The sequence below is a fragment of the Mycobacterium sp. OTB74 genome (genome assembly GCF_029892685.1).
Lineage (GTDB): Bacteria > Actinomycetota > Actinomycetes > Mycobacteriales > Mycobacteriaceae > Mycobacterium.
Genome location: NZ_JARXVD010000003.1, coordinates 273,589 through 300,163 on the forward strand (window position 1 = coordinate 273,589; position 26,575 = coordinate 300,163).

At 65.2% G+C, this 26,575-nt stretch carries 26 protein-coding genes; 17 read left to right on the top strand and 9 right to left on the bottom strand.

What is annotated here, in order from left to right:
- The first annotated feature begins 16 nt into the window (after nucleotides 1-16).
- The 5 genes from M2432_RS06855 (at nucleotide 17) to M2432_RS06875 (ending at nucleotide 4,636) form a co-directional block, all read left to right on the top strand.
- Entirely contained in the window at nucleotides 17-991 is a 975-nt protein-coding gene (locus M2432_RS06855; protein WP_280826004.1) for a bifunctional MaoC family dehydratase N-terminal/OB-fold nucleic acid binding domain-containing protein, read from the top strand.
- 41 nt (nucleotides 992-1,032) lie between these two features.
- Nucleotides 1,033-1,416, top strand: coding sequence for a MaoC family dehydratase (locus M2432_RS06860; RefSeq protein WP_280826180.1), 384 nt, complete (start codon nucleotides 1,033-1,035; stop codon nucleotides 1,414-1,416).
- Between the two features lie 2 nt (nucleotides 1,417-1,418).
- Nucleotides 1,419-2,573, top strand: coding sequence for a lipid-transfer protein (locus M2432_RS06865; RefSeq protein WP_280826181.1), 1,155 nt, complete (start codon nucleotides 1,419-1,421; stop codon nucleotides 2,571-2,573).
- A 154-nt stretch (nucleotides 2,574-2,727) separates the two neighbouring features.
- Nucleotides 2,728-3,843: a hypothetical protein gene (locus M2432_RS06870; protein ID WP_280826005.1), complete on the top strand. Its 1,116-nt coding sequence runs from the start codon at nucleotides 2,728-2,730 to the stop codon at nucleotides 3,841-3,843.
- 19 nt (nucleotides 3,844-3,862) lie between these two features.
- Nucleotides 3,863-4,636, top strand: coding sequence for a hypothetical protein (locus M2432_RS06875; RefSeq protein ID WP_280826006.1), 774 nt, complete (start codon nucleotides 3,863-3,865; stop codon nucleotides 4,634-4,636).
- A gap of 82 nt (nucleotides 4,637-4,718) precedes the next feature.
- Here M2432_RS06875 and M2432_RS06880 read toward each other — a convergent pair whose 3' ends face one another.
- The 3 genes from M2432_RS06880 to kstD form a co-directional block, all read right to left on the bottom strand.
- Nucleotides 4,719-5,795 carry an MPT63 family protein gene (locus M2432_RS06880; RefSeq protein WP_280826007.1) on the bottom strand — a complete coding sequence of 359 codons (1,077 nt, stop codon included), beginning with the start codon at nucleotides 5,793-5,795 and terminating at the stop codon, nucleotides 4,719-4,721.
- 228 nt (nucleotides 5,796-6,023) lie between these two features.
- Nucleotides 6,024-6,884: a MaoC family dehydratase gene (locus M2432_RS06885; protein WP_280826008.1), complete on the bottom strand. Its 861-nt coding sequence runs from the start codon at nucleotides 6,882-6,884 to the stop codon at nucleotides 6,024-6,026.
- Nucleotide 6,885: 1 nt separating this feature from the next.
- Nucleotides 6,886-8,580 carry a 3-oxosteroid 1-dehydrogenase gene (kstD, locus tag M2432_RS06890; RefSeq protein WP_280826009.1) on the bottom strand — a complete coding sequence of 565 codons (1,695 nt, stop codon included), beginning with the start codon at nucleotides 8,578-8,580 and terminating at the stop codon, nucleotides 6,886-6,888.
- Nucleotides 8,581-8,651: 71 nt separating this feature from the next.
- On the opposite strand from kstD, the gene M2432_RS06895 reads away from it, so the two are divergent.
- Genes M2432_RS06895 through dmpG form a run of 3 tightly spaced genes read left to right on the top strand, consistent with a single transcriptional unit; the run spans nucleotide 8,652 to nucleotide 11,440 of the window.
- A complete protein-coding gene (locus tag M2432_RS06895; protein ID WP_280826010.1) occupies nucleotides 8,652-9,437 on the top strand; it encodes a 2-keto-4-pentenoate hydratase in 786 nt (261 codons plus the stop codon).
- A gap of 30 nt (nucleotides 9,438-9,467) precedes the next feature.
- On the top strand, nucleotides 9,468-10,379 hold the full coding sequence (locus M2432_RS06900) for an acetaldehyde dehydrogenase (acetylating) (protein ID WP_280826011.1): 912 nt from the start codon (nucleotides 9,468-9,470) through the stop codon (nucleotides 10,377-10,379).
- The gene (dmpG, locus tag M2432_RS06905) at nucleotides 10,376-11,440 is read left to right on the top strand and encodes a 4-hydroxy-2-oxovalerate aldolase (protein WP_280826012.1); all 1,065 of its coding nucleotides are present in this window, start codon (nucleotides 10,376-10,378) and stop codon (nucleotides 11,438-11,440) included. The genes M2432_RS06900 and dmpG overlap by 4 nt, the downstream gene beginning before the upstream one ends.
- Before the next feature lie 136 nt (nucleotides 11,441-11,576).
- On the opposite strand, the gene M2432_RS06910 is transcribed toward dmpG, so the two are convergent.
- Nucleotides 11,577-12,992 (bottom strand): wax ester/triacylglycerol synthase family O-acyltransferase, encoded by a 1,416-nt coding sequence (locus M2432_RS06910; protein WP_280826013.1) that lies wholly within the window; start codon nucleotides 12,990-12,992, stop codon nucleotides 11,577-11,579.
- Nucleotides 12,993-13,093: 101 nt separating this feature from the next.
- On the opposite strand from M2432_RS06910, the gene M2432_RS06915 reads away from it, so the two are divergent.
- The 5 genes from M2432_RS06915 (at nucleotide 13,094) to M2432_RS06935 (ending at nucleotide 18,645) form a co-directional block, all read left to right on the top strand.
- Nucleotides 13,094-14,035, top strand: a complete 942-nt coding sequence (locus M2432_RS06915; protein ID WP_280826014.1) for an alpha/beta hydrolase — start codon at nucleotides 13,094-13,096, stop codon at nucleotides 14,033-14,035.
- Nucleotides 14,026-14,823 (top strand): SDR family NAD(P)-dependent oxidoreductase, encoded by a 798-nt coding sequence (locus tag M2432_RS06920; protein ID WP_280826015.1) that lies wholly within the window; start codon nucleotides 14,026-14,028, stop codon nucleotides 14,821-14,823. The genes M2432_RS06915 and M2432_RS06920 overlap by 10 nt, the downstream gene beginning before the upstream one ends.
- Before the next feature lie 75 nt (nucleotides 14,824-14,898).
- Nucleotides 14,899-15,885 carry a permease gene (locus tag M2432_RS06925; RefSeq protein ID WP_280826016.1) on the top strand — a complete coding sequence of 329 codons (987 nt, stop codon included), beginning with the start codon at nucleotides 14,899-14,901 and terminating at the stop codon, nucleotides 15,883-15,885.
- Complete coding sequence (locus M2432_RS06930) at nucleotides 15,882-16,547, top strand: TIGR03943 family protein (protein WP_280826017.1); 666 nt, start codon at nucleotides 15,882-15,884, stop codon at nucleotides 16,545-16,547. The genes M2432_RS06925 and M2432_RS06930 overlap by 4 nt, the downstream gene beginning before the upstream one ends.
- Nucleotides 16,537-18,645: a RecQ family ATP-dependent DNA helicase gene (locus M2432_RS06935; protein WP_280826018.1), complete on the top strand. Its 2,109-nt coding sequence runs from the start codon at nucleotides 16,537-16,539 to the stop codon at nucleotides 18,643-18,645. Before M2432_RS06930 ends, M2432_RS06935 begins: the two co-directional genes overlap by 11 nt.
- Here the strand turns inward: M2432_RS06935 and M2432_RS06940 are convergent.
- Nucleotides 18,638-19,561 carry a helix-turn-helix domain-containing protein gene (locus M2432_RS06940; RefSeq protein WP_280826019.1) on the bottom strand — a complete coding sequence of 308 codons (924 nt, stop codon included), beginning with the start codon at nucleotides 19,559-19,561 and terminating at the stop codon, nucleotides 18,638-18,640. The two genes, M2432_RS06935 and M2432_RS06940, sit on opposite strands and share 8 nt — an antisense overlap.
- Nucleotides 19,562-19,679: 118 nt before the next feature.
- Between M2432_RS06940 and M2432_RS06945 the strand changes: the two genes are divergently transcribed.
- From M2432_RS06945 to M2432_RS06955, 3 genes are read left to right on the top strand one after another with little or no spacing between them, the layout of a single operon-like run.
- Nucleotides 19,680-20,807, top strand: a complete 1,128-nt coding sequence (locus tag M2432_RS06945; RefSeq protein WP_280826020.1) for a hypothetical protein — start codon at nucleotides 19,680-19,682, stop codon at nucleotides 20,805-20,807.
- A 2-nt stretch (nucleotides 20,808-20,809) separates the two neighbouring features.
- Nucleotides 20,810-21,592 carry an SDR family oxidoreductase gene (locus M2432_RS06950; protein WP_280826021.1) on the top strand — a complete coding sequence of 261 codons (783 nt, stop codon included), beginning with the start codon at nucleotides 20,810-20,812 and terminating at the stop codon, nucleotides 21,590-21,592.
- Between the two features lie 25 nt (nucleotides 21,593-21,617).
- On the top strand, nucleotides 21,618-22,766 hold the full coding sequence (locus tag M2432_RS06955; protein WP_280826022.1) for a sulfotransferase: 1,149 nt from the start codon (nucleotides 21,618-21,620) through the stop codon (nucleotides 22,764-22,766).
- A 91-nt stretch (nucleotides 22,767-22,857) separates the two neighbouring features.
- Here the strand turns inward: M2432_RS06955 and M2432_RS06960 are convergent, their stop codons facing one another.
- Together M2432_RS06960 and M2432_RS06965 are read right to left on the bottom strand one after the other, a co-directional pair.
- Entirely contained in the window at nucleotides 22,858-23,337 is a 480-nt protein-coding gene (locus tag M2432_RS06960) for a hypothetical protein (protein WP_280826023.1), read from the bottom strand.
- Nucleotides 23,337-24,491, bottom strand: a complete 1,155-nt coding sequence (locus M2432_RS06965; protein ID WP_280826024.1) for a Rieske 2Fe-2S domain-containing protein — start codon at nucleotides 24,489-24,491, stop codon at nucleotides 23,337-23,339. Before M2432_RS06965 ends, M2432_RS06960 begins: the two co-directional genes overlap by 1 nt.
- A 191-nt stretch (nucleotides 24,492-24,682) precedes the next feature.
- Here M2432_RS06965 and M2432_RS06970 point away from each other — a divergent pair, with 191 nt between their 5' ends.
- On the top strand, nucleotides 24,683-25,204 hold the full coding sequence (locus M2432_RS06970; RefSeq protein ID WP_280826025.1) for a hypothetical protein: 522 nt from the start codon (nucleotides 24,683-24,685) through the stop codon (nucleotides 25,202-25,204).
- 82 nt (nucleotides 25,205-25,286) lie between these two features.
- On the opposite strand, the gene M2432_RS06975 is transcribed toward M2432_RS06970, so the two are convergent.
- Together M2432_RS06975 and M2432_RS06980 are read right to left on the bottom strand one after the other, a co-directional pair.
- Nucleotides 25,287-25,682, bottom strand: coding sequence for a nuclear transport factor 2 family protein (locus M2432_RS06975; RefSeq protein ID WP_280826026.1), 396 nt, complete (start codon nucleotides 25,680-25,682; stop codon nucleotides 25,287-25,289).
- Nucleotide 25,683: 1 nt separating this feature from the next.
- Nucleotides 25,684-26,562, bottom strand: coding sequence for a TIGR03619 family F420-dependent LLM class oxidoreductase (locus tag M2432_RS06980; RefSeq protein ID WP_280826182.1), 879 nt, complete (start codon nucleotides 26,560-26,562; stop codon nucleotides 25,684-25,686).
- Between the last annotated feature and the right edge of the window lie 13 nt (nucleotides 26,563-26,575).

Sequence of the window (26,575 nt, forward strand, 5' to 3'; positions counted from 1 at the left end):
AACAGGGGATCTGACGATGAGTGACCTCAAGGCCGGGATCGACGAGATCATCGCCGCTGGACGCGGCAAGCCGACGGTGAGCCGGGATCCGGTGAATCAGCCCATGATTCACCACTGGACCGACGCCATCGGCGACACCAACCCGATATACGTGGACGCCGAAGCAGCGCGCGCGGCCGGCCATCCCGGCATTGTCGCGCCGCCGGCGATGATCCAGGTGTGGACCATGATGGGTCTCGGACGTACTCGCTCCGACGATGACCCGCTGGGCCGGGCCATGAAGTTGTTCGACGACGCGGGGTATGTCGGTGTGGTCGCTACCAACTGCGACCAGACATATCACCGCTACCTGCAGGCGGGTGAGCAGGTTGCCATGAGTGCAGAGATCGTCAGCATCATCGGTCCCAAGCAGACCGCGCTGGGTGAGGGCTACTTCATCAACCAGAAGATCCGCTGGCACGTCGGCGACGAGGAAGTCGCCGACATGGATTGGCGCATCATGAAGTTCCTGCCGGCCAACAAGCAGGGCAAAGCGGCAGCTGAAACCGGTTCGGTCCCAGCCGATCTCGATCCGGACAAGCTGATGCGCCCGGCGTCGTCGAAGGACACCCAGTTCTTCTGGGACGGCGTCAATGCGCACGAACTGCGGATTCAGAAGCGCCCGGACGGCTCACTGCAGCACCCGCCGGTGCCTGCCGTCTGGAAGGACTACAAAGCGCCGGTCGCGCCTTCCGATTATCTCGTCGCGTCTGGCAACGGCACCGTCTTCAGTTACGTGGTGCACCACGCGCCGAAGGTGCCGGGTCGTACCCTGCCGTTCATCATTGCTCTCGTCGAACTCGAAGAGGGTGTGCGGATGCTCGGTGAGTTGCGCGGCGTCGAGCCGGACGAGGTGAAGATCGGAATGCCGGTCCAGGCAACGTTTATCGACTTCCCGGACAGCGAAGTCAGCCCGGCATGGAGCCTGTACGCATGGGAGGCAGTCAAGTGACCGCACCTCAATCTGATGTCGCTGCAGGGGCGGCTGCGGCCGTGGGCACCAAGCTGCCCGATTTGTCCATCTACGGTGACCCGACATTCATCGTCTCCACGGCCATCGCGACCCGCGATTACCAGGACGTGCACCACGACCGGGATAAGGCACAGGCCAAGGGCTCCAAGGATATTTTCGTCAACATCCTGACCGACACCGGTCTGGTGGGGCGGTACGTCACGGACTGGGCTGGGCCGAAGGCCGTCATCAAGTCGATCAAGCTGCGGCTCGGTGTGCCCTGGTACGCCTACGACACCATCACGTTCCGTGGTGAGGTGACCGCTGTCGACGGTGAGTTGGTGACCCTGAAAGTGGTGGGCAGCAACAGCCTTGGCGATCACGTCATCGCCACCTCGACCCTGACTTTGGGAGGCGCGCAGTGAGCATCTCCGGTAAGGCGGTCATCGCCGGTATCGGTGCGACCGACTTCTCGAAGAATTCCGGCCGCAGTGAATTGCGGCTGGCCGCCGAGGCAGTTACCGATGCGTTGAACGATGCGGGCTTGTCGCCCAAGGACGTTGACGGTTTGGTGACTTTCACCATGGACTCCAACCTGGAGACCGCGGTGGCCCGGTCGACCGGGATCGGCGAGCTCAAGTTCTTCAGCCAGATCGGCTACGGCGGCGGGGCCGCGGCCGCTACGGTGCAGCAGGCGGTGCTCGCGGTGGCCACTGGCATCGCGGAAGTTGTGGTGGCTTACAGAGCATTTAATGAGCGTTCGGAGCACCGCTTCGGCCAGGTGATGACAGGGCTGACCGTCAACGCAGACTCCCGCGGCGTCGAGTACAGCTGGTCCTATCCGCACGGGCTGAGCACTCCGGCCGCCTCGGTGGCCATGATCGCTCAGCGCTACATGCACGAATACGGCGCCACCAGTGCTGATTTTGGCGTGGTGTCGGTGGCCGACCGCAAGCATGCGGCCACCAACCCGAAGGCGCACTTCTACGGCAAGCCGATCACCATTGAGGAGCACCAGAATTCGCGGTTCATCGCAGATCCGCTGCGCCTGCTGGACTGCTGCCAGGAGACCGACGGTGGCGTGGCCATCGTCGTGACCACACCGGAGCGGGCCAAGGATCTCAAGCAGCGGCCGGTGATCGTCGAAGCGGCCGCGCAGGCCGCCGGCGAGGACCAGTTCACCATGTACTCGTACTACCGCGACGAGCTCGGCCTGCCCGAGATGGGTCTGGTCGGTCGGCAGTTGTGGGGGCAAAGCGGACTGACGCCGAACGACATTCAGACCGCGGTCATCTACGACCACTTCACCCCGTACACGCTGCTGCAGCTTGAGGAGCTTGGCTTCTGCGGCAAGGGTGAGGCCAAGGACTTTATCGCCGGCGGCGCTATCGAGCTGGGTGGCCGGTTGCCGATCAACACGCACGGCGGCCAGCTCGGTGAGGCCTACATCCACGGCATGAACGGCATTGCCGAGGGCGTGCGACAGCTGCGCGGTACGTCGGTCAACCAGGTGTCGAACGTCGAGCACGTGTTGGTCACCGCGGGTACCGGTGTGCCGACGTCGGGGCTGATCCTGGGCTGAGTTTCTTCGGCCAGCGACTGCAAAGTGCCCCAAACCGCTTGGTTTGGGGCACTTTTATGCCTGCTCGGCGCTCGGGGAGATTCGCGTCGGGAGCGTTAGCTGCGGGCGGTAGGCTCAAATCGGCGCGGTATGTGTGCGGAAGGGGGCCGTGTTTATGGGGATTCAGCCGGACAGCAGTCCGTACGGATCGCAGACGGTGACGGGGCCGGGGTGGCCGAACGTCGAAGAAGAGCAGCTTCAAGAGGCGGCTGCGCACTATCAAAAATTGGCCACCAAGATCACCGGTTCCGTGGTGCCACGGCAGCACAGCCAGTTGATGAGCCTGACCGACCAGTGGACCGGCGCCGGCTCGTCGGCGGCCGCGGGCGAGGCCGGCACCATCATCGGCGGACATGAGGCCAACGGCGCGCAGGCTGCGGCTATCGCGGCCAAGCTGCAGACCATGGTGGCCTCTGTGATCAAGACGAAGAACCTGGTCAATGCCACTGCCGAGGAAGTCCAGCAGGAGTGCATGGCGTTGTCGGCGGCGCCTTTTCCCAATGTGCAGGAGTTGATCCAGAGCCGGATCAAGATGGGTCTGTCGGAGAACACCGCCGCGGTGACGGCCAGCGCAACCGAGGTCGCGAATGCAGTCGGGGCGCCGCCGAGTATTCCGATGCCCGGCGTGCCGCCGCAGGTGGCCCAGACGGCGGAGAAGACGGCGAAGTCGGCTTCCAAAGGCGGCGACCAAATGGGCCAGATGATGGGCCAGATGATGCAGATGGCTGGGCAGGTGCCGCAGATGCTGGGCCAGCTGCCGCAGCAGATGATGCAGCCGTTGCAGCAGCTGTCACAACCGCTGCAACAGCTGACGTCGCTGTTCCAGGGCGGCGGCCAGAGCAAGGCCGGACTTGGTGCCTCGCCGTTCAATGCGTTTTCCAACCATCCGTTGGCCGGCGGGTCCGGCGCGGCAAAAGGCGCGGGGCTGATGAAGGGCGGCATGCCCGGTGGCGGGGGCGAGGTCAGCGCCGCATCAGCGCAGACGCCCTTGTTGGCCAAGATGGTTGGTGCCGGCCCTGCTGCCACCGCGGTGCCCGCGGGTGTGGCGCAAGGTTCGATTGCCGCAGGCGCAGCCCCGGTAACTGCCGCCGCAGGCATGGGCGTCATGGGTGCCATGGGCGGGATGGGACAGCGAGGCAGTGAGGGTGGCGGTGGCCGTATCAGTGCGCTGGCCGTGCCTGATGCGCTGGACCACGGCTCTTATGACGAAGACACCGACGACGACTGGTGAGTGAAGGGAATTTAGCGCGATGAGTATGTCGCCCATGCAGACGCCCGACAACATCAGTTGGTCTCCGGCGTCCGTAGAACTGCCCGATATGCCGATGATCCAGCCCGGTGAGGACGCGATGAGCGCGACCATCGCCGCGGTATTGCCGACCATGGCAGCTGACATGACCGCCAATGTTGTTGCGCTGCAGGCCAAAGAAGGCATGTTCTCCGGCAAAGTTGACGCCGCGCAGTCCGCGTATACCAACTCCGATGACGCCGGTGGCCAGTCGGTCGGACAGATGGGTCAGATGCTCGGCCAGCTCGGGCAGATGGGCCAGCAGGCAGGCCAGATGGCCGGCCAGGCGGGTCAGATGAGTCAGGGTCTGGGCCAAGTGGGCCAGTTCGGCTCGATGATCCAGCAGGCCATGGGTAAGGGCGGCGGTGGTGAGGGCGCACCCGGCGGCGAGCCTGATTCTGGCCAGCCTGGCCAACCCGGCGGTCCCGGTGGGCCGATGACACCCGAGCAGCGTCAGGCCCAGCAGGATCAGCGCGAGAACCAGCAGAACGACCGTCAGCAGCAGCAGGACACCCGCCAACAACAACAGGACAATCGCCAGCAGCAGCAGGACCGGCGTGAGGTCAGGCAGGATGCCCGCGACGCGCAGCACGCCGCGGCCGGTCCGTCGGCGCCGACCCATTCGGCACCGCCGCTGGCCGGCCCGGGCCCCGGCTCATCCAATGCCAGTCCGCCGCCGGTGGCCCCGGTCACCCCGCCGCGCCACGGCGGTGGGAACGCCGCGCGGGACATGTAAAAGTTTCAAAGGGCAAGCAACACAAAAGAACTGGGGCCGGTCGCAGATTGCGACCGGCCCCCGTTCTTTGTTGACTGAGCCGTTAGGAAGCCGGCGCCGGGGCGACCGGAGCAGCGTTTCCGGCTGGAGCCGCGGTTGCCGGGCCGGCCTGCGTATTGGACGCGGGCTGGGTACCGGGAGCGGCGGCAGCTGCCGGAGCCTGCGGGGCGGCAGGAGCTACCGGAGCCGCGGGAGCCTGCGGAGCAGCCGGAGCCTGAGGTGCAGCAGCCGGAGCCTGCGGAGCAGCGCCACCGGCGGCGGCAGCGGCACCCGGGCTCGCCTCCGAGGCGGTCGGCACGGCTGCAGGAGCAGGAGCGCCGGCAGCGGGAGCCGGAGCACCCTCGACAGGCTGAGTGCCAGCGGGAACCGGAGCGCCTGCAGGAGCCGGGGTCGGGCCGGCAGCCGGGACGGTGGCGGGCTGGCCGGCTACGGGCTGCTGGCCGCTTGCCGGAACGGCGGCGCCGGGGGTTCCGGTGGGCACTGCATTGCCGAGGCCGGCTGCGACAGCCGGAGGCGTGGTGGACGCGCCGGCGGCAGCGGCGGCCGGGGCGGGGGTGGGCGCTGCGGCCGGAGCCGGAGCAGCGGCCGGTGCAGCGTTACGAGCGGGAGCGGATGCCGGCGCGGGGGCACCCTGGGCAGCCTCGGCGCCGTGCCACTTGAGCAGGTCCTGGCCGCTGTTGGCGAACACGACGGACTCAGGCGCCGGGCCGGTGACGTCGAAGTAGATCTTGCCGGTGGTCTTCTGGCCCTGGGACAGGCTAGCGGGGTTCACGCCCTGCGGGCTCGCGATACCGAACAGCACGCGGTAGTTCTGCCCCTCGGAGGTGCGAGCGTTGAAGTTGGAGACCACCGGCGTTGCGCCGCCCTGGATGGCCTCGTCGGTGGCGGTGGCCTCCCACAAGGTGCCGTTCGGGGTGTAATCGATAACGTCGGTGCTCGGCTTCAATCCGGCGATGGTCCAGCCCTGCACGCTGTCACCGTTAACCAGCTTGACTTGCTGGCCGATGCTGGTCTTGTTTACGTCGGCGTTCTGCGCGTCGGCAAACGCCAGCGGCGCGCCGAGCACACCGACTGCGCCGGCTGCCGCGATGGCAGAGGTGGTGATTGTCGTGATCTTCACGGTGTTGGCTCCTAAAGTCGTCCGCGGGCGGCTTCCCCCGACAGATAGGGTGGTCAGACGTAATCGAGTCGTTACTGACTGCTACGAAAACTAGCAGGTTATGAGTCCGCTGTGGATGTGTACCCCGGCAACCGAAATTGCCGGGGTACAGCGGATTACGCGCCGCGTTTGCCCGATTGGCAGGGCCGCGGCGAGAACGGGGTCATGTTCCCGGTTCAGCAGTGAAGGTCAGGACGCGGTTAGCTCCACGCCAGACAATACGATGCTATTGTCGCGGCTCGGTACGGTCAGCACGCCCGTGATCTTGTCGCCGTCCCGCCACAGGTTTGCCCGCAACGTCTCGCCCGGGAACACCACGCCCGCAAACCGGGCGCCGTAGGACCGGACGCGGCTGGTGTCACCGTCCAGGATGTGGTCGACGATGGCCTTGCAGCCGATGCCGTAGGTGCACAACCCGTGCAGGATCGGCTTCGGGAAGCCCGCGGCTGCGGCGAATCCGGGGTCGGAGTGCAGCGGATTGCGGTCACCGCACAGCCGGTACAACAGCGCCTGCTGGGGGAGTGTCGGCAGATCGATGGTCAGGTCGGGCGCCCGGTCCGGCTCGGCAGTAGAGGTCGACTGGCCACGGTCGCCGCCGAAGCCGCCTTCTCCCCGCGCGAAGATGGAGCGCTTCTGTTTCCACAGCGGCGCGCCGTCCGGGGTGGTCACCGTGGTCTCCGACCAGATGACTGCGGCCTTGCCCTTGTCCCAGATCTCGGTGAACTTGGTGACGGCGCGTCCAGTGCCCGACGCCGGGATGGGCGCGTCGACGTAGACCGCCTCGCTGGCGTGCAGCACCTTGCTCAGCTCGACGTCGATGCCCGGGAACTGCACGGTCGGCGGCTCGGTCATGTGGAAGCTCTGCGCCACATTGCCGAAGGTCGGCAGCACCTGCGGGGTGTTGTCGATCAGGTAGCGCAGTTCCTTGGCGTCCATCGGGTCGGCGCCGGCGCCCAGGCCCAGGTGGTAGAGCTGGATATCGCTACTGGTCCAAGAGAATTCGACCGGGTCGAGCTCGGCGCCAATCGCCTCGTCGAGATTGATCGGCATGTCAGCCCTTTCCTGCCTGTGATCCGGCGATGTGCAGTGCCGCAAGGTAACCGAAGGTCATGGCGGGGCCGATGGTCCCGCCGGGGCCCGGGTAGGTGTGGCCCATGACCGGAGCACTGACGTTGCCCGACGCGTAGAGGCCTTCGATCACCGAACCGTCCTCGCGCAGAGCGCGCCCGTGGACATCGGTCACGATGCCACCCTTGGTGCCCAAGTCGCCGGGAACCATCTTGGCCGCGTAGTACGGCGCGTGGCTGATCTCGCCCAGGTTCGGGTTGGGCTTGTTGGTCGGGTCGCCGTAGTACCGGTCGTAGGCACTCTCACCGCGGTGGAAGTCCTGGTCCACGCCGCTGCGGGCGAAGCCGTTGAACCGCTCGATGGTGGCCTTGAGCGCGTCGACCGGCAGGTTGGCCGTGGCGGCAAGCTCCTCGATGGTGTCGGCCTTGACGATGACGCCGGACTCCATCCACTTCTTCGGAATGCGTTGTCCCGGTTGCAGACCCGCGAAGATGAAACGGTCGCGGTATTGCTGGTCGAAGAGCAGCCACGCCGGCACGTTCTCGCCCGGACCGTCGCCCTGGCCGTACTTGCCGCCGTACATGTGGTGGCAGGCCTCGACGTAGGGCATCGACTCGTTCATGAACCGCTTGCCGGCCATGTTCACGATGATGGAACCGGGGGAGTTGCGCTCGGACAGTGCGAACCACGGGGAGTCGACCAGCGGAACCGTCGGGCCCCACCATGCGTCTTCCATGATGTCCATGGCCGCGCCGAGCTTTTCGGCGGCCAGGATGCCGTCACCGGTGTTGGCCTTGGTACCGACAGTCCACTCGGTGGTGATGGGCTGGCGCTGGTATTTGGTGCGCATCTCCTGGTTGTGCTCGAACCCGCCGCTACCGAGGATGACCGCCTTTCGGGCCCGGATCAGTTGTGGCTCAGTGCTTTCCGGCGCATCGGTCTTACGGACATAGATGCCACGAACGACGCCGTCCTCGATGTAGAGGTCGGTCAGCGCGGTGTTCAATTCGACCGGGACGCCGGCCTTCTGCAGGCCGATGCGCAGCGGGGCGATCAACGCGCGGCCCATGCCGACCAGATTCTTGCCGGTGGCGTTGGCCCACACAGAGCGCACACCGACCTTGATGCTGCGCAGAACACCGCGAGGATGCCGCTTGAGCTGGTTCAGGCGCACGTAGTCCTGTTGCATCACAACCATGTTCAGCGGCACCTTGCCGTATGGCGGCTCCAGGCCTTCCATGTCGGCGCCCAGCTTCTTGGCGTCGAAAGGCTTGGGTTCGACAGACCGTCCGCCGGCCCGGCCACCCTCGACCTCTGGGTAGTAGTCGGAGTAGTTGGGCACCCAGCAGAGCTTCAGGGGTGAGTTCTTCAGGACGAACGACAGCATCTCCGGCCCGTGCTGAAGGTAGGTGTCGATCCTCTCGGCGGGCACCACATCGCCGACGATGTTGTGCAGGTAGGTGCGTGCCGCCTCGGGGGTGTCGGTGACCCCGTCACGCTTGAGGATCTCATTGTTCGGGATCCACACGCCGCCACCTGACCGCGCAGTGGAACCTCCATAGTGCGGTGCCTTTTCAACGACTACTGTCGAAAGTCCCTGATGGGCAGCGGTGAGGGCGGCAACCATGCCGGCCGCTCCGCTACCGACGACGACAACGTCGTACTCCTGTCCTGTCATGTAGAACACGTTATAGAATTGCCCGGCCTGTGGACAACTGCGCCGGTCCATGAAGTTAGGGGAATTCACGAATGCTGTCTGATGCTGTGCGTGCCGAACTGGCTGCCGCCTTGGCTCAGGCCGAGCGGAGCCGGGTGCCGATTACCCCGATGACCGACGAGTACCCGGACATGGACGTGGTCGATGCGTACGAGGTTCAGCTGATCAACATTCGCCAGCGTCTGGCCGAAGGTGCCCACGTGGCGGGACACAAGGTTGGTTTGTCCAGCGAAGCCATGCAAAAAATGATGGGCGTGGATGAACCCGACTACGGGCACCTGCTGGCCGACATGGAAGTGTTCGAAGACGTACCGGTGCAGACGTCCAAGTACCTGTACCCGCGGGTGGAGGTCGAGGTCGGCTTCATCCTGGCCGACGACCTGCCCGGGGCGGGCTGCACCGAGGACGACGTGTTGGCCGCGACCGCCGCGTATGTGCCGTCGATCGAGCTGATCGACACCCGGATCACCGATTGGAAGATCAAGTTGTGCGACACAATCGCCGATAACGCCTCCTCGGCGGGTTGGGTGCTGGGCAAGGAGCGGGTGTCGCCGAAGGACCTGGACATCTGCAACATCGACGCGGTGCTCAAGCGTGGCGGTGAAAAGATCGCCGAGGGCCGCAGCGACGCGGTGCTGGGCAACCCGGTCACCGCGGTGGCCTGGCTGGCCCGCAAGGTCGACCAGTTCGGCGTGCGCCTCAAGGCCGGTGACGTGGTGTTGCCCGGTGCCTGCATGCGTGCGATAGATGCACGTCCCGGTGACGATTTCGTAGCCGAGTTCGCCGGACTAGGTTCAGTCCACCTGTCTTTCGAGTAGACCCCAAAAGTTTCTTAAAGAGGAGCGTTCATGTCCAAAGCCAGTGTCGCCATCGTCGGTTCCGGCAACATCAGCACCGACCTGCTGTACAAGCTGCTGCGGTCGGATTGGCTGGAACCCCGCTGGATGATCGGCATCGATCCCGAGAGCGAGGGCCTGGCCCGGGCCCGCAAGCTGGGGCTGGAAACCAGCCATGAGGGTGTCGACTGGCTGCTTGCTCAGAGCGAGAAGCCCGACTTGGTGTTCGAAGCCACCAGCGCTTACGTGCACCGGGCCGCCGCCCCGCGCTACGAGGAAGCCGGCATCCGGGCCATCGACCTGACCCCGGCCGCCGTCGGCCCGGGTGTCATCCCGCCGGCCAACCTGCGTGCGCACCTGGATGCGCCGAACGTCAACATGGTCACCTGCGGTGGCCAGGCCACCATTCCGATGGTTTACGCGGTGTCGCGCGTCGTGAATGTGCCCTACGCCGAGATCGTGGCGTCGGTATCGTCGGCCTCGGCTGGTCCGGGCACCCGGGCCAACATCGACGAGTTCACCAAGACCACCAGCGCCGGTGTGCGCGATATCGGTGGAGCCAAGAGCGGCAAGGCCATCATCATCCTGAACCCGGCCGATCCGCCGATGATCATGCGCGACACCATTTTCTGCGCCATCCCGGCGGATGCCGACCGCGACGCCATCACGCAGTCCATCAAGGATGTGGCCGCTGACGTGCAGACCTATGTGCCCGGCTACCGGCTGCTCAACGAGCCGCAGTTCGACGAGCCGTCGGTGGTCAACGGCGGCAATCACGTCGTCACCATCTTCGTCGAGGTGGAAGGTGCGGGCGACTATCTGCCGCCCTACGCTGGAAACCTGGACATCATGACCGCCGCGGCCACCAAGGTGGGCGAAGAAATTGCGAGGGATCGCCTCGTCACATCAGGAGTTAAGGCATGAGCACCGCACTTCAACCAGGAGATATCTTCTTCGACGCCGCCTGGGACGTCCGGATGACGGACACCTCGCTGCGTGATGGTTCACACCACAAGCGTCATCAGTTCACCGGTGACGAGGTGCGCGCCATCGTCGGCGCGCTGGACAACGCGGGTGTGCCGGTCATCGAGGTGACCCACGGCGACGGCCTGGGTGGATCCAGCTTCAACTACGGGTTCTCCAAGACCCCGGAGCAGGAGCTGATCACCATTGCGGCCGAGACCGCGAAGAACGCCAAGATCGCCTTCCTGATGCTGCCGGGTGTGGGCACCAAGGAGGACATCCGGATCGCGCAGGGTAACGGCGGTTCCATCTGCCGCATCGCCACCCACTGCACCGAGGCTGACGTCTCGATCCAGCACTTCGGTTTTGCCCGGGAACTCGGCCTGGAGACCGTGGGCTTCCTGATGATGAGCCACACCATCTCCCCGGAGAAGCTGGCCGAACAGGCCCGCATCATGGCTGATGCCGGATGCCAGTGCGTGTACGTCGTCGACTCCGCGGGTGCCCTGGTGCTCGACGGCGTTGCTGATCGGGTGGCCGCACTGGTCGCCGAACTCGGCAACGACGCGCAGGTCGGTTTCCACGGTCACGAGAACCTGGGTCTGGGCGTGGCGAACTCGGTCGAGGCCGTGCGCGCGGGTGCCAAGCAGATCGACGGCTCTTGCCGCCGGTTCGGCGCCGGTGCGGGCAACGCGCCGGTCGAGGCGCTCATCGGCGTGTTCGACAAGATCGGCGTCAAGACCGGCATCGACTTCTTCGACATCGCCGATGCGGCCGAAGAGGTTGTTGCCCCGGCTATGCCGGCCGAGTGCCTGCTGGATCGCAACGCGCTGATCATGGGCTACTCGGGTGTGTACTCGAGCTTCCTCAAGCACGCGGTGCGTCAGTCCGAGCGTTACGGCGTGCCGGCGCACCAGCTGCTGCACCGGGCCGGACAGCGCAAGCTGATCGGTGGCCAGGAGGACCAGCTGATCGACATTGCGCTGGAGATCAAGCGCGAGCAGGCCGAAGCCGGGGCCTAAGCCTTTTCTGGCGCCGCGACTGTGTGGGCTATGCACGCCTCTTTGGGGCAGATCCAGTGCGTAGCCCACACACTCGCTGAGGAACACGAAAACGCCGGCCGTCCTTTCGAGAACGGCCGGCGTTGTGCGTTAGAGGTCAGCTGGTGACGGGGTCAACCGAATCGGAGGCCGATCTACAGCGCGCCACCAACTCGGCCAGCGCGACGGGCAGCCTATCGGCGATAGCTTGCGGATCAGGGAGCTGGTCGGTGCAGCTCAGCACGCAGATCTGCATCTGCCCCTCGTAGCTCCATCCGGTCATGTTCAGCCCCATCGGGAACACCAGCGGCCCGGTGGAGATCAGTTGCTCGACCGGCGCGCCGCCGAAGTACAGGCGCTGCGGTCCGCGCATGTTCGAGGCGATCATGCTGAACATCGGCCGCTTCTTGAGCTTGGCCCCGATGATCGGCAGACCCCGCGAATAGAACTTGAACAGCGGCCAGTACTCCATCCAGTCGTGCTGCAGCCAGGCGTCGCGCTCGCCCTGCACCTCGCGCGCCGTCTTGGTGGCCGATGCGATGGCACGCAGGCGGTCCACCGGGTCGGCGATCTGGGTGGCGAGTTCGACGTTCCATCGGGCCACCTTGTTGCCCCACGGGTCACCGTCTTCGGGGCGCATCGACACCGGAACCACCGCGGTCATGGGGTCGTCGCTGACGGCGCCGCGTGATGCCTGATATTCCCGCAGCACGGTGCTGCACAAGGCCAGGAAGACGTCGTTGAGGCTGACCTCGAAGGCCTTGGACACCTGCTTGATCTGCTCCATATCGCAGCCGCGGTAGGCGAATCCTCGTCGGGCGCTCAGCGGGTCGTTGAACGGCAGGGCCGGTGGGATGAAGGCCGCGGCGTAGCCAGGTTTGCCGGCCTTCTGCCGGCGGCGGATGGTGCCGGTGACCTTGGCGGTGCGGGCGACGATGCCGGGGAACCGGAGCAGTGCCCTGGTCTGGCTGCGGGCCACCATGCTGAACCACACCGGGGATGCGGGACGGTGTTCGTCGGGCGCTGGCTGCCGCGACGGCTCCGGCAACGTTGCCGACGGATCTGAGCTGTAGAACAGCTCGAGCAGGTGCTTCGAGGCCACGCCGTCGGCCAGCGCGTGATGCAGCTTGAGCACCAGGGCAATCCGGCCGTCTGCCAGGCCGTCGATGTACCAGAGCTGCCACAGCGGCCGGTTGCGGTCCAGCGGCTCCTCAAAGAGTTGGGCGATGGCCGCACCCAGTTCGGGACTGCCGCCGGGCGCCGCCGCAGTGGTGCGGCGGACGTGATAGTCCAGGTCGCCCCGGGTCCGGGTGATCCACCACGGCCGACCTGCGCCGACGCGCGGCGACATCAACTGCCACTGCAGCGGTTCCACCCGGTCGACCAGGCCCGGCACCGCGGCACGCACTGCCTCGAAGGTCAGCGGTACGTGACCCTGCGCCGGGTCCAGCACTGCGGCCTTGATGGTCTGCTGCGGCTGGACGTCGCTTTCCCATGCCAGGAAGCTGTTGTCCTCGCCTGATAAACGTCGCATGGCTCACTTGTACTCGTTTCGTGTGATGAATTGAACAAGCTGTCTCAGTCATCGGGACTTGCTGATGACCGATCTGTGTGTCTCGCCGTAGCCTTCGAGCCATGACAAGCGCAGGAGTCGAAACCGCCGACCGGATGGCTGCGGCTTTCGCGTCGATCGCCGACGGCACCGGCACTGCCGCTGACGTGCGGGCCAGCCTGAAGGCCAGCCGCAAGCCGGCCAAGCCGGTCGAGGTGGCCGGCGTCGTCGACCAGCGGATCGACGGTCCTGAGGGGCTGCAGACGATCCCGGTGCGCATCTACCGGCCGCTCGGCGCAGCCGAAGGCCCGCTGCCGGTGCTGGTGTACTTCCATGGCGGCGGATTTGTGCTGTGCGACTTGGATTCTCACGATTCGTGCTGCCGACGTCTATCCAATGGCATCGGTGCCGTTGTGGTTTCGGTGGACTATCGGCTGGCCCCGGAGAACCCCTTCCCGGCTGCGGTCGATGACGCCTGGGCTGCGGTGCAGTGGGTTTCCCAGCATGCCGCCGATCTCGGAGTTGACCCGCAGCGCTTGGTGGTGGCGGGTGACAGTGCCGGTGGAAACCTGGCCGCGGTGGTGGCGATGATGGCGCGTGATCAGGGCGCCCCGGCGATCGCATTCCAGCTGCTCATCTACCCGGTGCTCGATCAGCGCCGCAAGTCTTCTGCCAGCAGTGAGTATTCGAAATCCGGTAGTGCGCTAAGCGGCGATCACATGCGCTGGTTCACCCAGCAGTACCTAGGTTCCGATTGCGACCGCAGCGACGTGCTGGCGTCTCCGATCCTCGGCGACGTCACCGGACTGCCGCCGGCGCACATCGTCACCGGCGAGAAAGACCCGCTACGTGCCGAAGAAGAGCGGTACGCCGAGCTGCTGCGCGACGCCGGTGTCCCGGTGACGATCACCAACTACGACAACATGTTTCACGGGTTCTTCAACCTGTCTGACCACCTGCCGATCGCCCGGCACGCCACCGACGATGTCTGCGAAATCCTGAACGGAGTACTGAAATGCAACTGAGGAACAGCCGGGTCCTGGTCACCGGCGCCAGCCGTGGCCTGGGCAAGAGCATCGCCGAGTCGGTAGCTCGGCGCGGCGCTCAGGTTGCGCTGGTGGCCCGTAACGGTGACCAGCTGGAAGTGCTGGCCAAAGACCTCGACGGCAAGGCATATCCGACAGACCTGATGGATTCGGTGGCCGTCGAAGGATTGGTGGACCGTGTCGAGGCCGACGGCCCCATCGACGTGATCATCAACAACGCGGGCGTCGACCGGGTGGGCCGGTTCTACGAGGCCTCTGCCCAAGAGGTGCGAGACCTGTTGCAGGTCAACCTGATTGCGCCGATGGAGCTGTGCCGCCAGATGATGCCGCGGCTGCTGCAGCGCGGTCGCGGGCACATCGTCAACGTGTCCTCGATGGGTGCCATCTCCACGGGGCCGGGCGTCACTCTCTACGGTGCCTCCAAGGCTGGGCTGAGCCACTTCACTGCCGGCATCCGCTCTGAACTGCGCGGCAAGCCGGTCAACACCACGCTGGTGCAGATCGGTGAGGTCAAGACCGACATGATCGACCACATCCGGGAATTCGGCCCGGCCCGCCGGACCATCGAACGGTCGCTCAAATGGGGCATGCTGCCGCCGGAGGCGCTCGAGCCCCACGTGGTCGCCGAGGCCATCGCCGATGCCATCGAGCGCAACCGCAAGCACGTCATCCTGCCCAAGCGCATCGCGGCCATGGCCAACTTCACCGAGTTTCCACGCCGGGTCTCCGAGTTGATGCTGACCGGCATCGACCAAGACTCCGACTAACGCCAGGACCCGCACCCGACGGGTGGTGGCCGGCCAGCCACCGAATTGTCAGAATTCCCCGGCAAGATGGGGGCCATGGCAGGTGAGGTGACGGCGCGCAGGCATCGTGCGGGCTCGATGGAGCTGCTCTTGCTGGCGCTCATCGGCTTGGCGCTGTCCGGATCGTTCGTCACCGGTGTACTGGCTGATCACGCCCGATTGGCCGCCGCTGCCACGGTGTTCTGCGGGGTTTTCGTCCAGGCGCTGCCGTTCCTGGTGCTTGGTGTCATCGTCAGCGGTCTGGTCGCGGCGTACGTCACCCATGAGCGGCTGGAACGCTGGCTACCCGCCAACCCTGCCCTGGCAGTGGCCGTCGCCGGGGTCGGTGGTGCTGCGCTGCCGGGCTGTGAATGCGGTTCGGTGCCGGTGGCCCGCCGGCTGTTCAGCGGCGCCACGGGTGGGGCTGCGCTGACGTTCATGTTGTCGGCGCCGGCCATCAATCCTGTCGTTCTGGTGGCGACGGCGGTGGCATTTCCGGGTCAGCCGCAGATGGTGCTGGGGCGATGTGTGGCTTCGCTGCTGACCGCCGTGGTCATGGGCCTGTTGTGGCAGCGCCTGGGCCGAACCGAATGGGTAACCCGGACGCTGCCCGCCCATCACGACGACGATGCGTCACGGTTCACCATGTTCACCGAGGCCGCCCGGCATGACTTCCTGCAGTCGGCGTCGTATCTGGTAGTCGGCGCCGGCGCGGCCGCTGTATTGCGTTCGGTTGTACCGCAATGGGTTTTCGCGCACGTCGCCGGCAACCTGGTGGTCGGGATCGTGGTGATGGCCCTGTTGGCCGTGGTGCTGGCATTGTGTTCGGAGGCAGACGCTTTCGTCGCCGCCAGTTTGACTATGATCCCGCTGTTGCCACGGCTGGTGTTTCTTGTGGTCGGTCCCGCGGTGGACGTCAAGTTGTTCGCCATGCAGACCGGGGTGTTCGGCCGGGCGTTCGCGCTCCGGTTCGCACCGGCGACCCTGGTGGTGGCCACGGTGTGTGCCACTGCCGTAGGACTTGTGGTGTTGGGGGCGCCGTGAGCAGGGAGACGCAGAACGCCCTGGTGCTGCTGGTCGGGCTGAGCATGGGATTGATTGCGGTCCGAGGGAATTACCTGAATTTCGTCAAGCCGGCGCTGTTCCCATGGCTGGTGATCGCCGCGGTGCTGCTGGTTGCGTTGGCGCTGGTGAGCCTGATTCGTGATTTGCGTGGCGGTGCCGCTCACGGCCACCACCATCGGGGCATGCTGGCCTGGCTGTTGTTGATCCCGGTGGCGCTGACGGCCTTTGTCTCGGTGCCGCCGATGAGTGCTGTTGGGGCGACGGCTGTTTCGGCCGTGGCGGCACCGACGAAACGTGCGTTCCCGCCGTTGCCGGTCGATGGCATCGTGCCGCTACCGGAGCTGGTGATGCGAGCCGCGGCGGACTCCACCAATAGCCTTGACGGCCGGCTGATCACCGTGACCGGCTTCACCAGGGGTTCTGACCTGGCGCGGGTGGTGATCGTGTGTTGCGCTGCCGACGCGCAGTTGGCGAGCATGCATCTGACCGGCAACGTCGGTACGCACCCGGATGACACCTGGCTCAAGGTGCAGGGCCGGGTGGTTCCGGGATCGTCGAGTCCCGCCACGAATTTCATTCCGACCATGGAAGTGACCAGTGCCAGCCCAATCCCCAAGCCCCGCAACACCTATGCCTACTGATGACGAGCTGCGGCTCGGCCGCGGTGATGCCCAGGCCATCCTGCAACAGCTCGCGGGCCCCGACGCCGTCCTGCGCGACGACCAGTGGACCGCCATCGAAGCGCTGGTTGTTGGACGTCGCCGAGCATTGGTGGTGCAGCGGACCGGATGGGGCAAGTCCGCGGTGTACTTCATCGCGGCAAAGTTGTTGCGGGCGGCCGGTTATGGCCCGACCGTGATCGTTTCGCCGCTGCTGGCGCTCATGCGCAACCAAGTGGCCGCAGCAGACCGGGCCGGGGTGCATGCGGCAACCATCAACTCCGGCAACGTGACCGAGTGGGACGACATCCACGCCCGGGTTCGCGCCGGGGCGTTGGACGTCTTGCTGGTCAGTCCCGAGAGATTGAACAATCCGGACTTCCGTGACAACGTGCTGCCCGCGCTGGCCGCAGATGCCGGGCTTGTCGTGGTGGACGAGGCGCACTGCGTCTCGGATTGGGGCCACGACTTCCGACCCGACTACCGCCGGATTCGCACCCTGGTGGCGGAATTGGGCGCGGATATCCCGGTTCTGGCCACCACTGCGACCGCCAACGATCGCGTGGTGAACGACGTCGCCGAGCAATTGGGCGTCGGCGGTGGGACGGGTGACGGTGCCGACACCCTGGTCTTGCGCGGTGGGCTGGACCGCGAGTCGCTTCGGTTGTCGGTGGTATCGATCGGTACCGCAACCCAGCGGGCAGCTTGGCTTGCCGCCCAACTGGATTCGCTCCCAGGGTCGGGCATCATCTACACCCTTACCGTCGCGCAGGCACATGACGTGGCGTCGCTGCTGCGTGAGCATGGGCATCAGGTCGCTGCCTATACGGGATCGACCGACACGGCAGAGCGCGAACAACTCGAAGCGGATCTACTGGCCAACCGGGTCAAGGCGCTGGTGGCCACATCCGCACTCGGTATGGGCTTCGACAAGCCGGACCTCGGATTCGTCGTGCATCTTGGGGCCCCGTCGTCGCCGATCGCCTACTACCAGCAGGTAGGCCGTGCGGGCCGGGCGACCGACAGCGCCGAGGTGGTGCTGCTACCGGGCCCGGAGGATGCCGACATCTGGCGGTACTTCGCGTCAGTGGCGTTCCCCTCGGAGGCCATGGTGCGCAATGTCATCCGGGCGCTCGATACCGAAAAGCCTTTATCTACACCGGCTTTGGAGCCGCTGGTCGACCTGAACCGGTCCCGGCTGGAGATGGTGCTCAAAGTGTTGGATGTTGACGGCGCGGTGCGGCGCGTCAAAGGCGGCTGGCTGGCCACGGGCCAGGACTGGGCTTACGACGCAGACCGCTACCGGGCGTTGGATGAGGCGCGGCGTCGCGAACAACAGGCAATGCTCGACTACCAGGGCACATCCGAATGCCGAATGGTGTTCCTACGCAGCCAACTTGACGACCCAGAGCTGAAAGCCGGCGAGCAGTGTGGACGGTGCGATAACTGCTGTGGGTCGCGTTATGGCGTGGCGGTCGACGAGGCCGAGGTGCAGGCGACCCGGGAACGGCTGTCGCGCCCCGGTGTGGAGCTCGCGCCGCGACGGCAGTGGCCGTCCGGGATGACCAAGCTGGGGCTGAACCTGTCCGGCCGGATCAGTGATGGTCCCGAGGCGGGCAGGGTGATTGGCCGGCTGACCGATATCGGCTGGGGTGCTCGGCTGCGGTCGTTGCTGGCCACGGACGGCGAGGTGCCGGACGCGGTGGTGCAGGCTGCCGTCCAGGTACTGAAGGCCTGGGGCTGGGAGACCCGGCCGGTGGCGGTGATGGGGCTGGACTCTGATGGACATCCGCAGCTGATTCGGTCGCTGGTGGACCGCCTGGCTGAACTGGGGCGGCTGCAGAACCTGGGCACCTTGCAGTACCGGCCGCAACGGCGGCCGGTGACCGCGGCCAACTCGGCGTATCGGGTTGCCGCACTGGCAGATTCGTGGGACATACCGACCCTGGATATGACCGGTCCGGTGCTGCTGGTCGACGATCTGGCCGACACCGGCTGGACCTTGACCATGGCGGCTCGGGTGGTGCGAGCCGCTGGGGCGCCTGCGGTGCTGCCGTTCGCGATCGCGTCAGTCAGCTGAGTTGGCGCGCAGGCCAGTCCGGCTTTGTGCCGCCTAGCTGGGCGGTCAGTGTGTCGGCGGTGGCGACCAGCAGGCGCGCCCGCTTGGTGATCTCGGCGTCGGTCAGCGCGCTGCCGATGTGCAGCGACACTGCCATCACCTGATGCTGATGATGGTCGTACACGGGCGCGGTGATCACGCTGATGTCGTGGCGCTGTCGCGAGGTCGGTGATGCCTGCAATTCAGTGCGCAGATATACCCGCTCACCGATATCGGACACCAATTCCCTTAGCAGAGCCTGCAATTCGTCCGGCAGACTACTCGACATGCCGGCCATCAGGCCGTACAGTCGCCGCCCTCCGGGGGTCAGGCGTTCGACCAGATAGCCCGCCGAACGACATTCGGCGATCACCCGGTTGAGTCTGTCGGTCTCGGTGCGCAGCGGAATGGTCGGCGCTTTGCGCAGCCATGCCGCCAGCGCGGAGTCATCCCACAACACGAACATCAACCCGACCGGAGGCGCGAACGGGTAACTCTGGCCTACTCGGATCCCGACATCGACCCCAGGCGGTCCGACCAGTTCCAGCACGGTAATCCGGTCGTCGACCACTGCGGACAGCGCCACGGTGGTACCGCAGGCATCGGACAGACTGCGTAGCTTTCCGGTGGCGCCCGGGGTTACCCGCAGGGATTCCTGTGCGGTATGGCCGAGCGAAATCAGCTCCGGTCCAAGGCGATACGTCTTATCGCTCGGGTCGCGCAGCAGGTAGCCCGCATCGGCCAACGAGGTGACGATACCCAGGCAGGTGGGCTTGCTGAGGTCAAGGCGCCGGGCCAGTTCGGAGAGGCCGAACTGCTCATGCGGGTGCCGGGCCAGGAAGTTCAGTACGGCGATCACGCGCTCGGTGGGCGGCGACGCGCGGCCCGAATCGACCATGGTCGCCCTCCTTTGTGCATTGACGCCCGAGTGCATTGACGCCGACTGGAACAGGTTCTAGTGTCAGGTAGGAAACTCTACCACTACGTTCCAATATTGGAACGACTGGAGGATGTTGATGTATTCACAACCCTTGGCCGAGGCGATCGCCGAGGCCGAGCGTCTGGTCTCGGAGGCCCCGTTCATCGAGTCCGAGGCCGATCTGCTCGAAGGGCTGCAGTACCTGGCCGGCTGTATCGCCGCGTGCACTCATGTCGCGTTCGATTACGACAGGGACCACCCGTTCCTGCACAGCGGCACCGGACCATTCACCAAGATGGGCCTGGACAACCCGGACACCATGTACTTCGGGACCCGGGTACAGCCCGGCCACGAGTATGTCGTTACCGGACGCCGCGGCACCACCACTGACGTCAGCTTCCAACTGCTCGGTGGCGAGTACACCGACGAGAACGTGCCCGACAGCGAGACCGCTTTCGACGACCGCAAGCTCACCATCGCCGACGACGGCACCTTCGAATGGCGGTTCACCCCGGCCACCCCGTCACAGCTGGTGATCCGCGAGGTCTACAACGACTGGTCGGCGCAGCGCGGCAGCTTCGCGATCGCCCGCACCGACACCGCCGGCACCGCGCCCGAACCGTTGACCCGTGAACTGATCGAAAAGCGTTACGCCGTTGCGGGTAAGCAGCTGGTGCAGCGGGTCAAGACCTGGTTGCAGTTCCCCAAGTGGTTCTACGACAACCTGCCGGTCAACACGCTGACCGCGCCGCGGCTGACCCCGGGTGGTCTGGCCACCCAGTACTCGTCAGTGGGCCACTACGATATGACGCCGGGCCAGGCGATGGTCATCACGCTGCCGGTGTCCGACGCGCCATACCTGGGCTTCCAGCTGGGCAGCCTGTGGTACATCTCGCTGGACTACATCAACCACCAGACCTCGCTCAACGGCACTCAGGCTCAACCGGATCCGGACGGCAACATCCGGATCGTGGTGTCCGAGGCGAATCCCGGCGTCACCAACTGGTGCGAGACTCTGGGCCACGCCAAGGGTTACCTACAGTTCCGCTGGCAGCGAGTGTCGCGGGAATTGACCGCCGAGGACGGCCCGACATGCGAGATCGTCGATCTCTCCGAAGTCGCCGGCAAGTTGCCGTACCACGAGCACAACAAGATTTCCGACGAGGACTGGCGGGCTCGAATTGCGCTGCGCCAGAAGCTGATCAATGAAAGGATGGTGGGCTGAGCATGGCCGGTCTGCTGGATGGCAAGGTCGTGGTGATCAGCGGGGTCGGCCCGGCACTGGGCACCACGCTGGCTCGTCGTTGCGCGGAGAACGGTGCCGACCTGGTGCTGGCCGCCCGCACGGTTGAGCGCCTCGACGATGTTGCCAAGGAGATCACCGGGCTGGGCCGTCGGGCGTTGTCGGTCGGTACCGATATCACCGACGAAGAGCAGGTGGCCAACCTGGTGCAGCGCTCTGTCGACGAGTTCGGCAAGGTTGATGTGTTGATCAACAACGCCTTCCGGGTGCCCTCGATGAAGCCGTTCGCCAACACCACCTACGAGCACATGAAGGATGCCATCGAACTGACGGTGTTCGGTGCACTTCGGATGATCCAGGGCTTCACCCCGGCGCTGGAGTCTTCCAAAGGCTCTGTCGTGAACGTGAATTCGATGGTGCTTCGGCATTCGCAGGCCAAGTACGGCGCCTACAAGATGGCCAAGTCGGCGCTGCTGGCCATGTCTCAGACCCTGGCGACCGAGCTGGGTGAGAAGGGCATCCGGGTGAATTCCGTTCTGCCCGGATATATCTGGGGCGGCACGCTGCAGAGCTACTTCCAGCATCAGGCCGACAAGTACGGCACCACCGTCGAACAGATCTACGATGCCGCAGCAGCCGGCTCGGACCTCAAGCGACTGCCCACCGAGGACGAGGTGGCCTCGGCCATCCTGTTCATGGCCAGTGATCTGTCGAGCGGCATCACGGGGCAGACTTTGGATGTCAACTGTGGAGAATACAAAGCATGACGCGAGTAGTGAAGGTGGATCGCGGATGAGCGCGGCGCGTACCAACGTCGGCACCGTCGAGGATCTGCATGCCTCGGCGGTGAAGGCCTGTGGTCTCGACGATTTCGGCTCTGATGACGACAACTACATCGAAGCGCTGAGCGTGTTGCTGGAGTCCTATCAGCGCGACGCCGATCTGACCGAGCTCGGAAGCAAGATGCAGCGGTTCTTCACCCGGAACGCGCTGGTGGCGCGACTGGTGTCCAACGCCGCATTCAAGCAGTACCCGCAGCATGCCGACGTGCCGATCGAGCGGCCGATCTTCGTCACCGGACTGCCGCGCACCGGCACCACGGTGATCCACCGGCTGCTCACTGCCGATCCCGCACATCAGGGCCTGGAGATGTGGCTGGCGGAGTTCCCGCAGCCGCGGCCGCCGCGCGAAACCTGGCCGGACAACCCGGTTTTCAGTGCGCTCGATGCCCGTTTCAAACAGGCGCACGAGGAGAACCCGGACTACACCGGCCTGCATTTCATGACCGCCGACGAGGTCGAGGAATGCTGGCAGCTGCTGCGCCAGTCCCTGCATTCGGTGTCCTACGAAACGCTTGCGCATGTGCCCACGTATTCGCAGTGGTTGGCCCGTCAGGACTGGACCAAGTCGTATCAGCGGCACCGGAAAAACCTGCAGTTGATCGGGTTGAACGAGCCGGAAAAGCGTTGGGTGCTCAAAAATCCCAGCCACCTGTTCGCGCTGGATGCGTTGTTCCAGGTGTATCCTGACGCGCTCGTGGTCCAATGCCACCGGCCGGCCGAGACCATCATGGCATCGATGTGTTCGCTGGCCCAGCACACCACTGCAGGTTGGTCGAACACGTTCTCCGGCAAGGTGATCGGCGAAGACTCGCTGGAGACCTGGTCGCGCGGGCTGGAGTTGTTCAATGCAGAACGGGCCGATCATGACCCCAAGCAGTTCTGCGATGTGGACTACTTCGAGTTCATCAAGGACCCGGTCGGTGCCGTCGAGGGCATCTACCGCACGTTCGATCTGGAATTCACCGACGCTGCGCGCCAGGCGATTTCGGAAAGTCATACCGCAAGCCAGGAGGGACCGCGGGCGCCCAAGCACACCTACTCGTTGGCCGACTACGGCCTGACCGAGGATCAGGTCAAGGATCGCTTCGCCAACTTGTAGTTGCTGAACAGACACATATGTCCCCGACACGCCGAGCGTGCGGGGACATATGTGTCTGTTCGCGAGGGGTGGTGCCCCAGCTCGCGAAAACTCAGCCGTCGCCAGGGGAGGGGGTACTGGAGAACTCCTCCAGACACCCCTCGGCGACCGCATGCTTGATGCTGTCAGACATCCGTGGGCAGGACCGGCTACGACTGGGATCGCCACCGCTGGCCCGGATCTCGCCGAAGTACGCGCAGCGGTCCATCGCAGATGAATTCCATTGCACCGCAGTATGTTCGGGCCCCAACTTCTTCACCGAAACCGTGCCATGGCAGAACCGGCAGGACACCGGTGCCAGGCCGGCGGTCAGATAGCGAGTGCGATCAGCCTCGGTAGCAGCGTGCACTGCGGCTGCCCGTGCTGGTTCGGAAGCGAAATCTGGTGCCTTGGACCATGATCCCGAAGTCGGGGTGTCTGACACAACGTGGTCGTGCACCCCGTCGTCCTCGGCATGCCCCAACAGCTGCAGCATCGAGCGGGCCAGACGCTCGGCATCTGGCGTCTGGGCCCGCTCGTCATGCTGGGTCATCAGCTGGACTGCTCCGCAGATTCTTTCTCTTCAGCTTGCCGCTGCAGGTTCTGCTCGACCTCGACGTGCCACTTCTCGTTGGCCGCGGTGGTGTCGATCTCCAGCTCGAACCGGTCGGTCATGTCCGGGGTGACGTCCGCGACGTCGACGTAGAACTGCTGGTACCAGCGGCGCATCTGGTAGACGGCGCCGTCCTCTTCCACCAGAAGCGGGTTGTCGATGCGGGTCTTGTGCTTCCAGATCTCGACGTCCTGCAGGAAGCCCATGGACACGCCCTCGGTGAAGGCCTTGGAGAGCTTGTCGGTGGTCTTCTCGTCCATGCCCTTCGGCTTTTCGACGATGACGCCCCACTGCAGCATGAACGAGTTCTGATCCACCGGGTAGTGGCAGTTGATCAGGATCGACTCGGCCTTGAAACCGCTGTAGTTGTTGTGGAGCCAGTTGATCATGAACGACGGGCCGAAGTACGACGCCTCGGAATCCAGGTGCGATTCGCCGTACTGCGTGCCCATGCCGCCGATGTCCTGGCGGCCCACGTTATGCAGGTACTGCGAGGCGATGTGACCCTCGAAGACGTTCTTGAAGTACGTCGGCAGACCGAAGTGGATGTAGAAGAAGTGCGCCATGTCGGTGACGTTGTCGATGATCTCGCGGCAGTTGCTGCCCTCGATCAGCAGCGAGTTCCACCGCCACTCGGTCCACTCGTCACTGGCCGACTCTGGGATCTCCGGAATCCGAACCTCGGGCTGCGGCTCGTTGCCCTCGTGGTCGTGCCAGACAAACAGCAGTCCGCCGCGAACGTCGGTGTGCCAGGCGCGCGTGCGGGCCAGGCGTGGGGTGCGCTTGGCGTACGGCACCAGCTTGCACTTGCCGTCACCGCCCCAGCGCCAGTCGTGGAACGGGCAGGCGACCTCGTCACCTTTGATGGTGCCCTGCGACAGATCGCCGCCCATGTGCCGGCAGTAACCGTCGAGGATCTTCACTTCGCCCTGCGAGTCGGCGAACACCACCAGCTTGGTGCCGAATGCCTGGATCGAGTGCGGCTTGCCGTCCAGGAAGTCCTGCACCGGGCCCAGGCAGTGCCAGCCACGGGCATACCGGTCCGGCAGCGCGCCGGTATCAATCTCGCGAACTCCCGCGGTTTCGGTGCTCACCATGGCCTCCCAAATCTGTGCCTACTAACTAGAACACGTTACAGTTTTTGGGGCCTGACGCGCAACGCAAACGTCTCTACCTGCGACATATCAGGCTCATTCTCACTACGAGAGCAGCGCCGAGACTGCCTTGTGCACCAATTTTCGCCGATCTCTGACACACATGCGCACCTTCGGCCAACACTGGGCGCATGAAGCTCACGGTCTGTGCGGTCGCGGCGGTTCTGGCCGCCAGCGGTGGCGCGGTGGCTCAAGCGGCACCGCCAAACTTCCCGGACTTGCAGAATTTCGTCGTCGTGACCGCGTCGCACCAGGACACGTTTCAGAGCGGTATCCAACAAATGGTGACGTTCTCGACCCCGGACGGTGTGCGCTGCGGCATCCGCGCGCTGGGTGGGGTGGGGCCGACGGTGCGTTGTTACGGCCCGGTGCCTGGCCTCCAGGACGTCCCGGTCACCACCGATGCCAACGCCAAGTCTTCCTGCGATTTCGGCATGGCGCAGCTACGCTCGGCCAACCCCGGTGTGCTGAGCAACTACCGCGGTGACTGCCCGGACGACCTCGCGGACGCCGCGCCGCTGGCGCCGGGACAGAAGGTGCGGCTGGCGACGACCATTTGCGGCGTCGCGGAAGGCAATGTCACCGCCTGTATCGACAGCACCAACGGCGGTCACGGATTCGTCCTGCAACCCTCGGGGTCCTGGACGTTCTGACGGTTCCCTCAGCGCGCCGAGATCGACGTCTTGGCCGCTCTTACTCGTACTTTCGGCCCGTTTGTCCGCGTTTGGGCGGAAGTTAGCGCGGGGGTTCCCAGTAGGCGCGCAGTGCCAGCATCTGCCCGGCCTCGTTCACCCGATAGGTGAACACCCCTTCGGTGACGACCTGGTGCTCACCGAAGGTGATGACGATATTGCCGACGTTGGCTTCCTCGTCACCGCACTGGTAGGTGGTCAGGAAGTTGAACTCGAGCTTGTCGGTCGGGGCAATCGCCTTGTCCCAGAAGGCCGCGATGGCCTCCTTGCCCCGGTGGCCTTTGCCCTCAGGATCCAGAAAGGACGGTCCGATCGGGTCCTGCACGACGGCGTCGTCGGCGAAAACCGCCAGCCAGGCCTCTTTGTCTCGCGCCGCCACTGCGTCGCGAGATCGCTTGCCGGCCAGGTGAGCTGGGTGGTCCGGATCGGTGACGCTCATGTCAGTCCTGCCAGCCGGAGTGAATGTGGACGTCGGCGTACCGCTTGAGCGAATCCTTCTTCTTCTCGACCGGCGCATCGAACGCCAGGCCGTCGAAGATCCATGGGATGACGATGTTGTCCGTGACACCGGCCGCTGCCAGCTCGCGGTGCCCGTCCACGCCGAACTTGTCGATGCAGACCGCCTGGATCTCGAAAGGCACGTCAGCCCGGCCGTATTCGGTACGCAGCTTGTCCAGCTGGGTGACGGTGTCGGCGAGCTGGGCGCACGTCATCATGGCGCTGGTCCAGCCGTCACTGACCTTGGCGGCCCGCTTGAGCGCTACGTCGGTGTGCCCACCGACATAGAACGGAACCGGCTGCGACGGTGCCGGACTCATCTGCAGGCGCTCGAAATCGTAGAACTTGCCATGGAATTCGACCATTCCGCCGCCCAGAACGAGCTTGATGACCTCGATCATCTCGTCGACCCGAGCGCCGCGCTTGGCGTACGGCTGGCCGCACCACTCGAATTCTTCAGGAGCCCAGCCGATTCCGACACCAAAGCCGAAGCGGTTGCCGGTCAGGTTGGCTACCGAGCCAACCTGTCGGGCCAGCAGCAGCGGGTTGCGTGAACCTAGCTTCATCACGTTGGTGTAGAAGCGGATCTTGCTGGTCACCGCGCCCATCGCCGCGGCGGCGATGAGCGGATCGGCCCACGGGGTCTCGGCATTCCACATCCGCGAACCATCCGGTGTGTACGGATAGTCCGCGGCCTGCTTCTCCATGTAGAACAGCGAGTCCGGCAGCGCGACCGCGTCGAAGCCGACTTCCTCTGCGGTCTTGGCGATCTCGATGATGTCCTCGATCGGACCCATCGCCACACTGACGGTGTACTTCATCTTGGTCATGGCG

What these genes read in the sequence shown, in the direction of transcription:
- M2432_RS06855 (WP_280826004.1), top strand. Translation starts at nt 17, where the DNA reads ATGAGTGACCTCAAGGCCGGGATCGACGAGATCATCGCCGCTGGACGC.
- M2432_RS06870 (WP_280826005.1), top strand. Translation starts at nt 2,728, where the DNA reads ATGGGGATTCAGCCGGACAGCAGTCCGTACGGATCGCAGACGGTGACG.
- M2432_RS06875 (WP_280826006.1), top strand. Translation starts at nt 3,863, where the DNA reads ATGAGTATGTCGCCCATGCAGACGCCCGACAACATCAGTTGGTCTCCG.
- M2432_RS06885 (WP_280826008.1), bottom strand. Translation starts at nt 6,884, where the DNA reads ATGCCGATCAATCTCGACGAGGCGATTGGCGCCGAGCTCGACCCGGTC.
- kstD (WP_280826009.1), bottom strand. Translation starts at nt 8,580, where the DNA reads ATGACAGGACAGGAGTACGACGTTGTCGTCGTCGGTAGCGGAGCGGCC.
- M2432_RS06895 (WP_280826010.1), top strand. Translation starts at nt 8,652, where the DNA reads ATGCTGTCTGATGCTGTGCGTGCCGAACTGGCTGCCGCCTTGGCTCAG.
- M2432_RS06900 (WP_280826011.1), top strand. Translation starts at nt 9,468, where the DNA reads ATGTCCAAAGCCAGTGTCGCCATCGTCGGTTCCGGCAACATCAGCACC.
- dmpG (WP_280826012.1), top strand. Translation starts at nt 10,376, where the DNA reads ATGAGCACCGCACTTCAACCAGGAGATATCTTCTTCGACGCCGCCTGG.
- M2432_RS06910 (WP_280826013.1), bottom strand. Translation starts at nt 12,992, where the DNA reads ATGCGACGTTTATCAGGCGAGGACAACAGCTTCCTGGCATGGGAAAGC.
- M2432_RS06915 (WP_280826014.1), top strand. Translation starts at nt 13,094, where the DNA reads ATGACAAGCGCAGGAGTCGAAACCGCCGACCGGATGGCTGCGGCTTTC.
- M2432_RS06920 (WP_280826015.1), top strand. Translation starts at nt 14,026, where the DNA reads ATGCAACTGAGGAACAGCCGGGTCCTGGTCACCGGCGCCAGCCGTGGC.
- M2432_RS06925 (WP_280826016.1), top strand. Translation starts at nt 14,899, where the DNA reads ATGGCAGGTGAGGTGACGGCGCGCAGGCATCGTGCGGGCTCGATGGAG.
- M2432_RS06935 (WP_280826018.1), top strand. Translation starts at nt 16,537, where the DNA reads ATGCCTACTGATGACGAGCTGCGGCTCGGCCGCGGTGATGCCCAGGCC.
- M2432_RS06940 (WP_280826019.1), bottom strand. Translation starts at nt 19,561, where the DNA reads ATGGTCGATTCGGGCCGCGCGTCGCCGCCCACCGAGCGCGTGATCGCC.
- M2432_RS06945 (WP_280826020.1), top strand. Translation starts at nt 19,680, where the DNA reads ATGTATTCACAACCCTTGGCCGAGGCGATCGCCGAGGCCGAGCGTCTG.
- M2432_RS06950 (WP_280826021.1), top strand. Translation starts at nt 20,810, where the DNA reads ATGGCCGGTCTGCTGGATGGCAAGGTCGTGGTGATCAGCGGGGTCGGC.
- M2432_RS06955 (WP_280826022.1), top strand. Translation starts at nt 21,618, where the DNA reads ATGAGCGCGGCGCGTACCAACGTCGGCACCGTCGAGGATCTGCATGCC.
- M2432_RS06960 (WP_280826023.1), bottom strand. Translation starts at nt 23,337, where the DNA reads ATGACCCAGCATGACGAGCGGGCCCAGACGCCAGATGCCGAGCGTCTG.
- M2432_RS06970 (WP_280826025.1), top strand. Translation starts at nt 24,683, where the DNA reads ATGAAGCTCACGGTCTGTGCGGTCGCGGCGGTTCTGGCCGCCAGCGGT.
- M2432_RS06975 (WP_280826026.1), bottom strand. Translation starts at nt 25,682, where the DNA reads ATGAGCGTCACCGATCCGGACCACCCAGCTCACCTGGCCGGCAAGCGA.
- M2432_RS06980 (WP_280826182.1), bottom strand. Translation starts at nt 26,562, where the DNA reads ATGAAGTACACCGTCAGTGTGGCGATGGGTCCGATCGAGGACATCATC.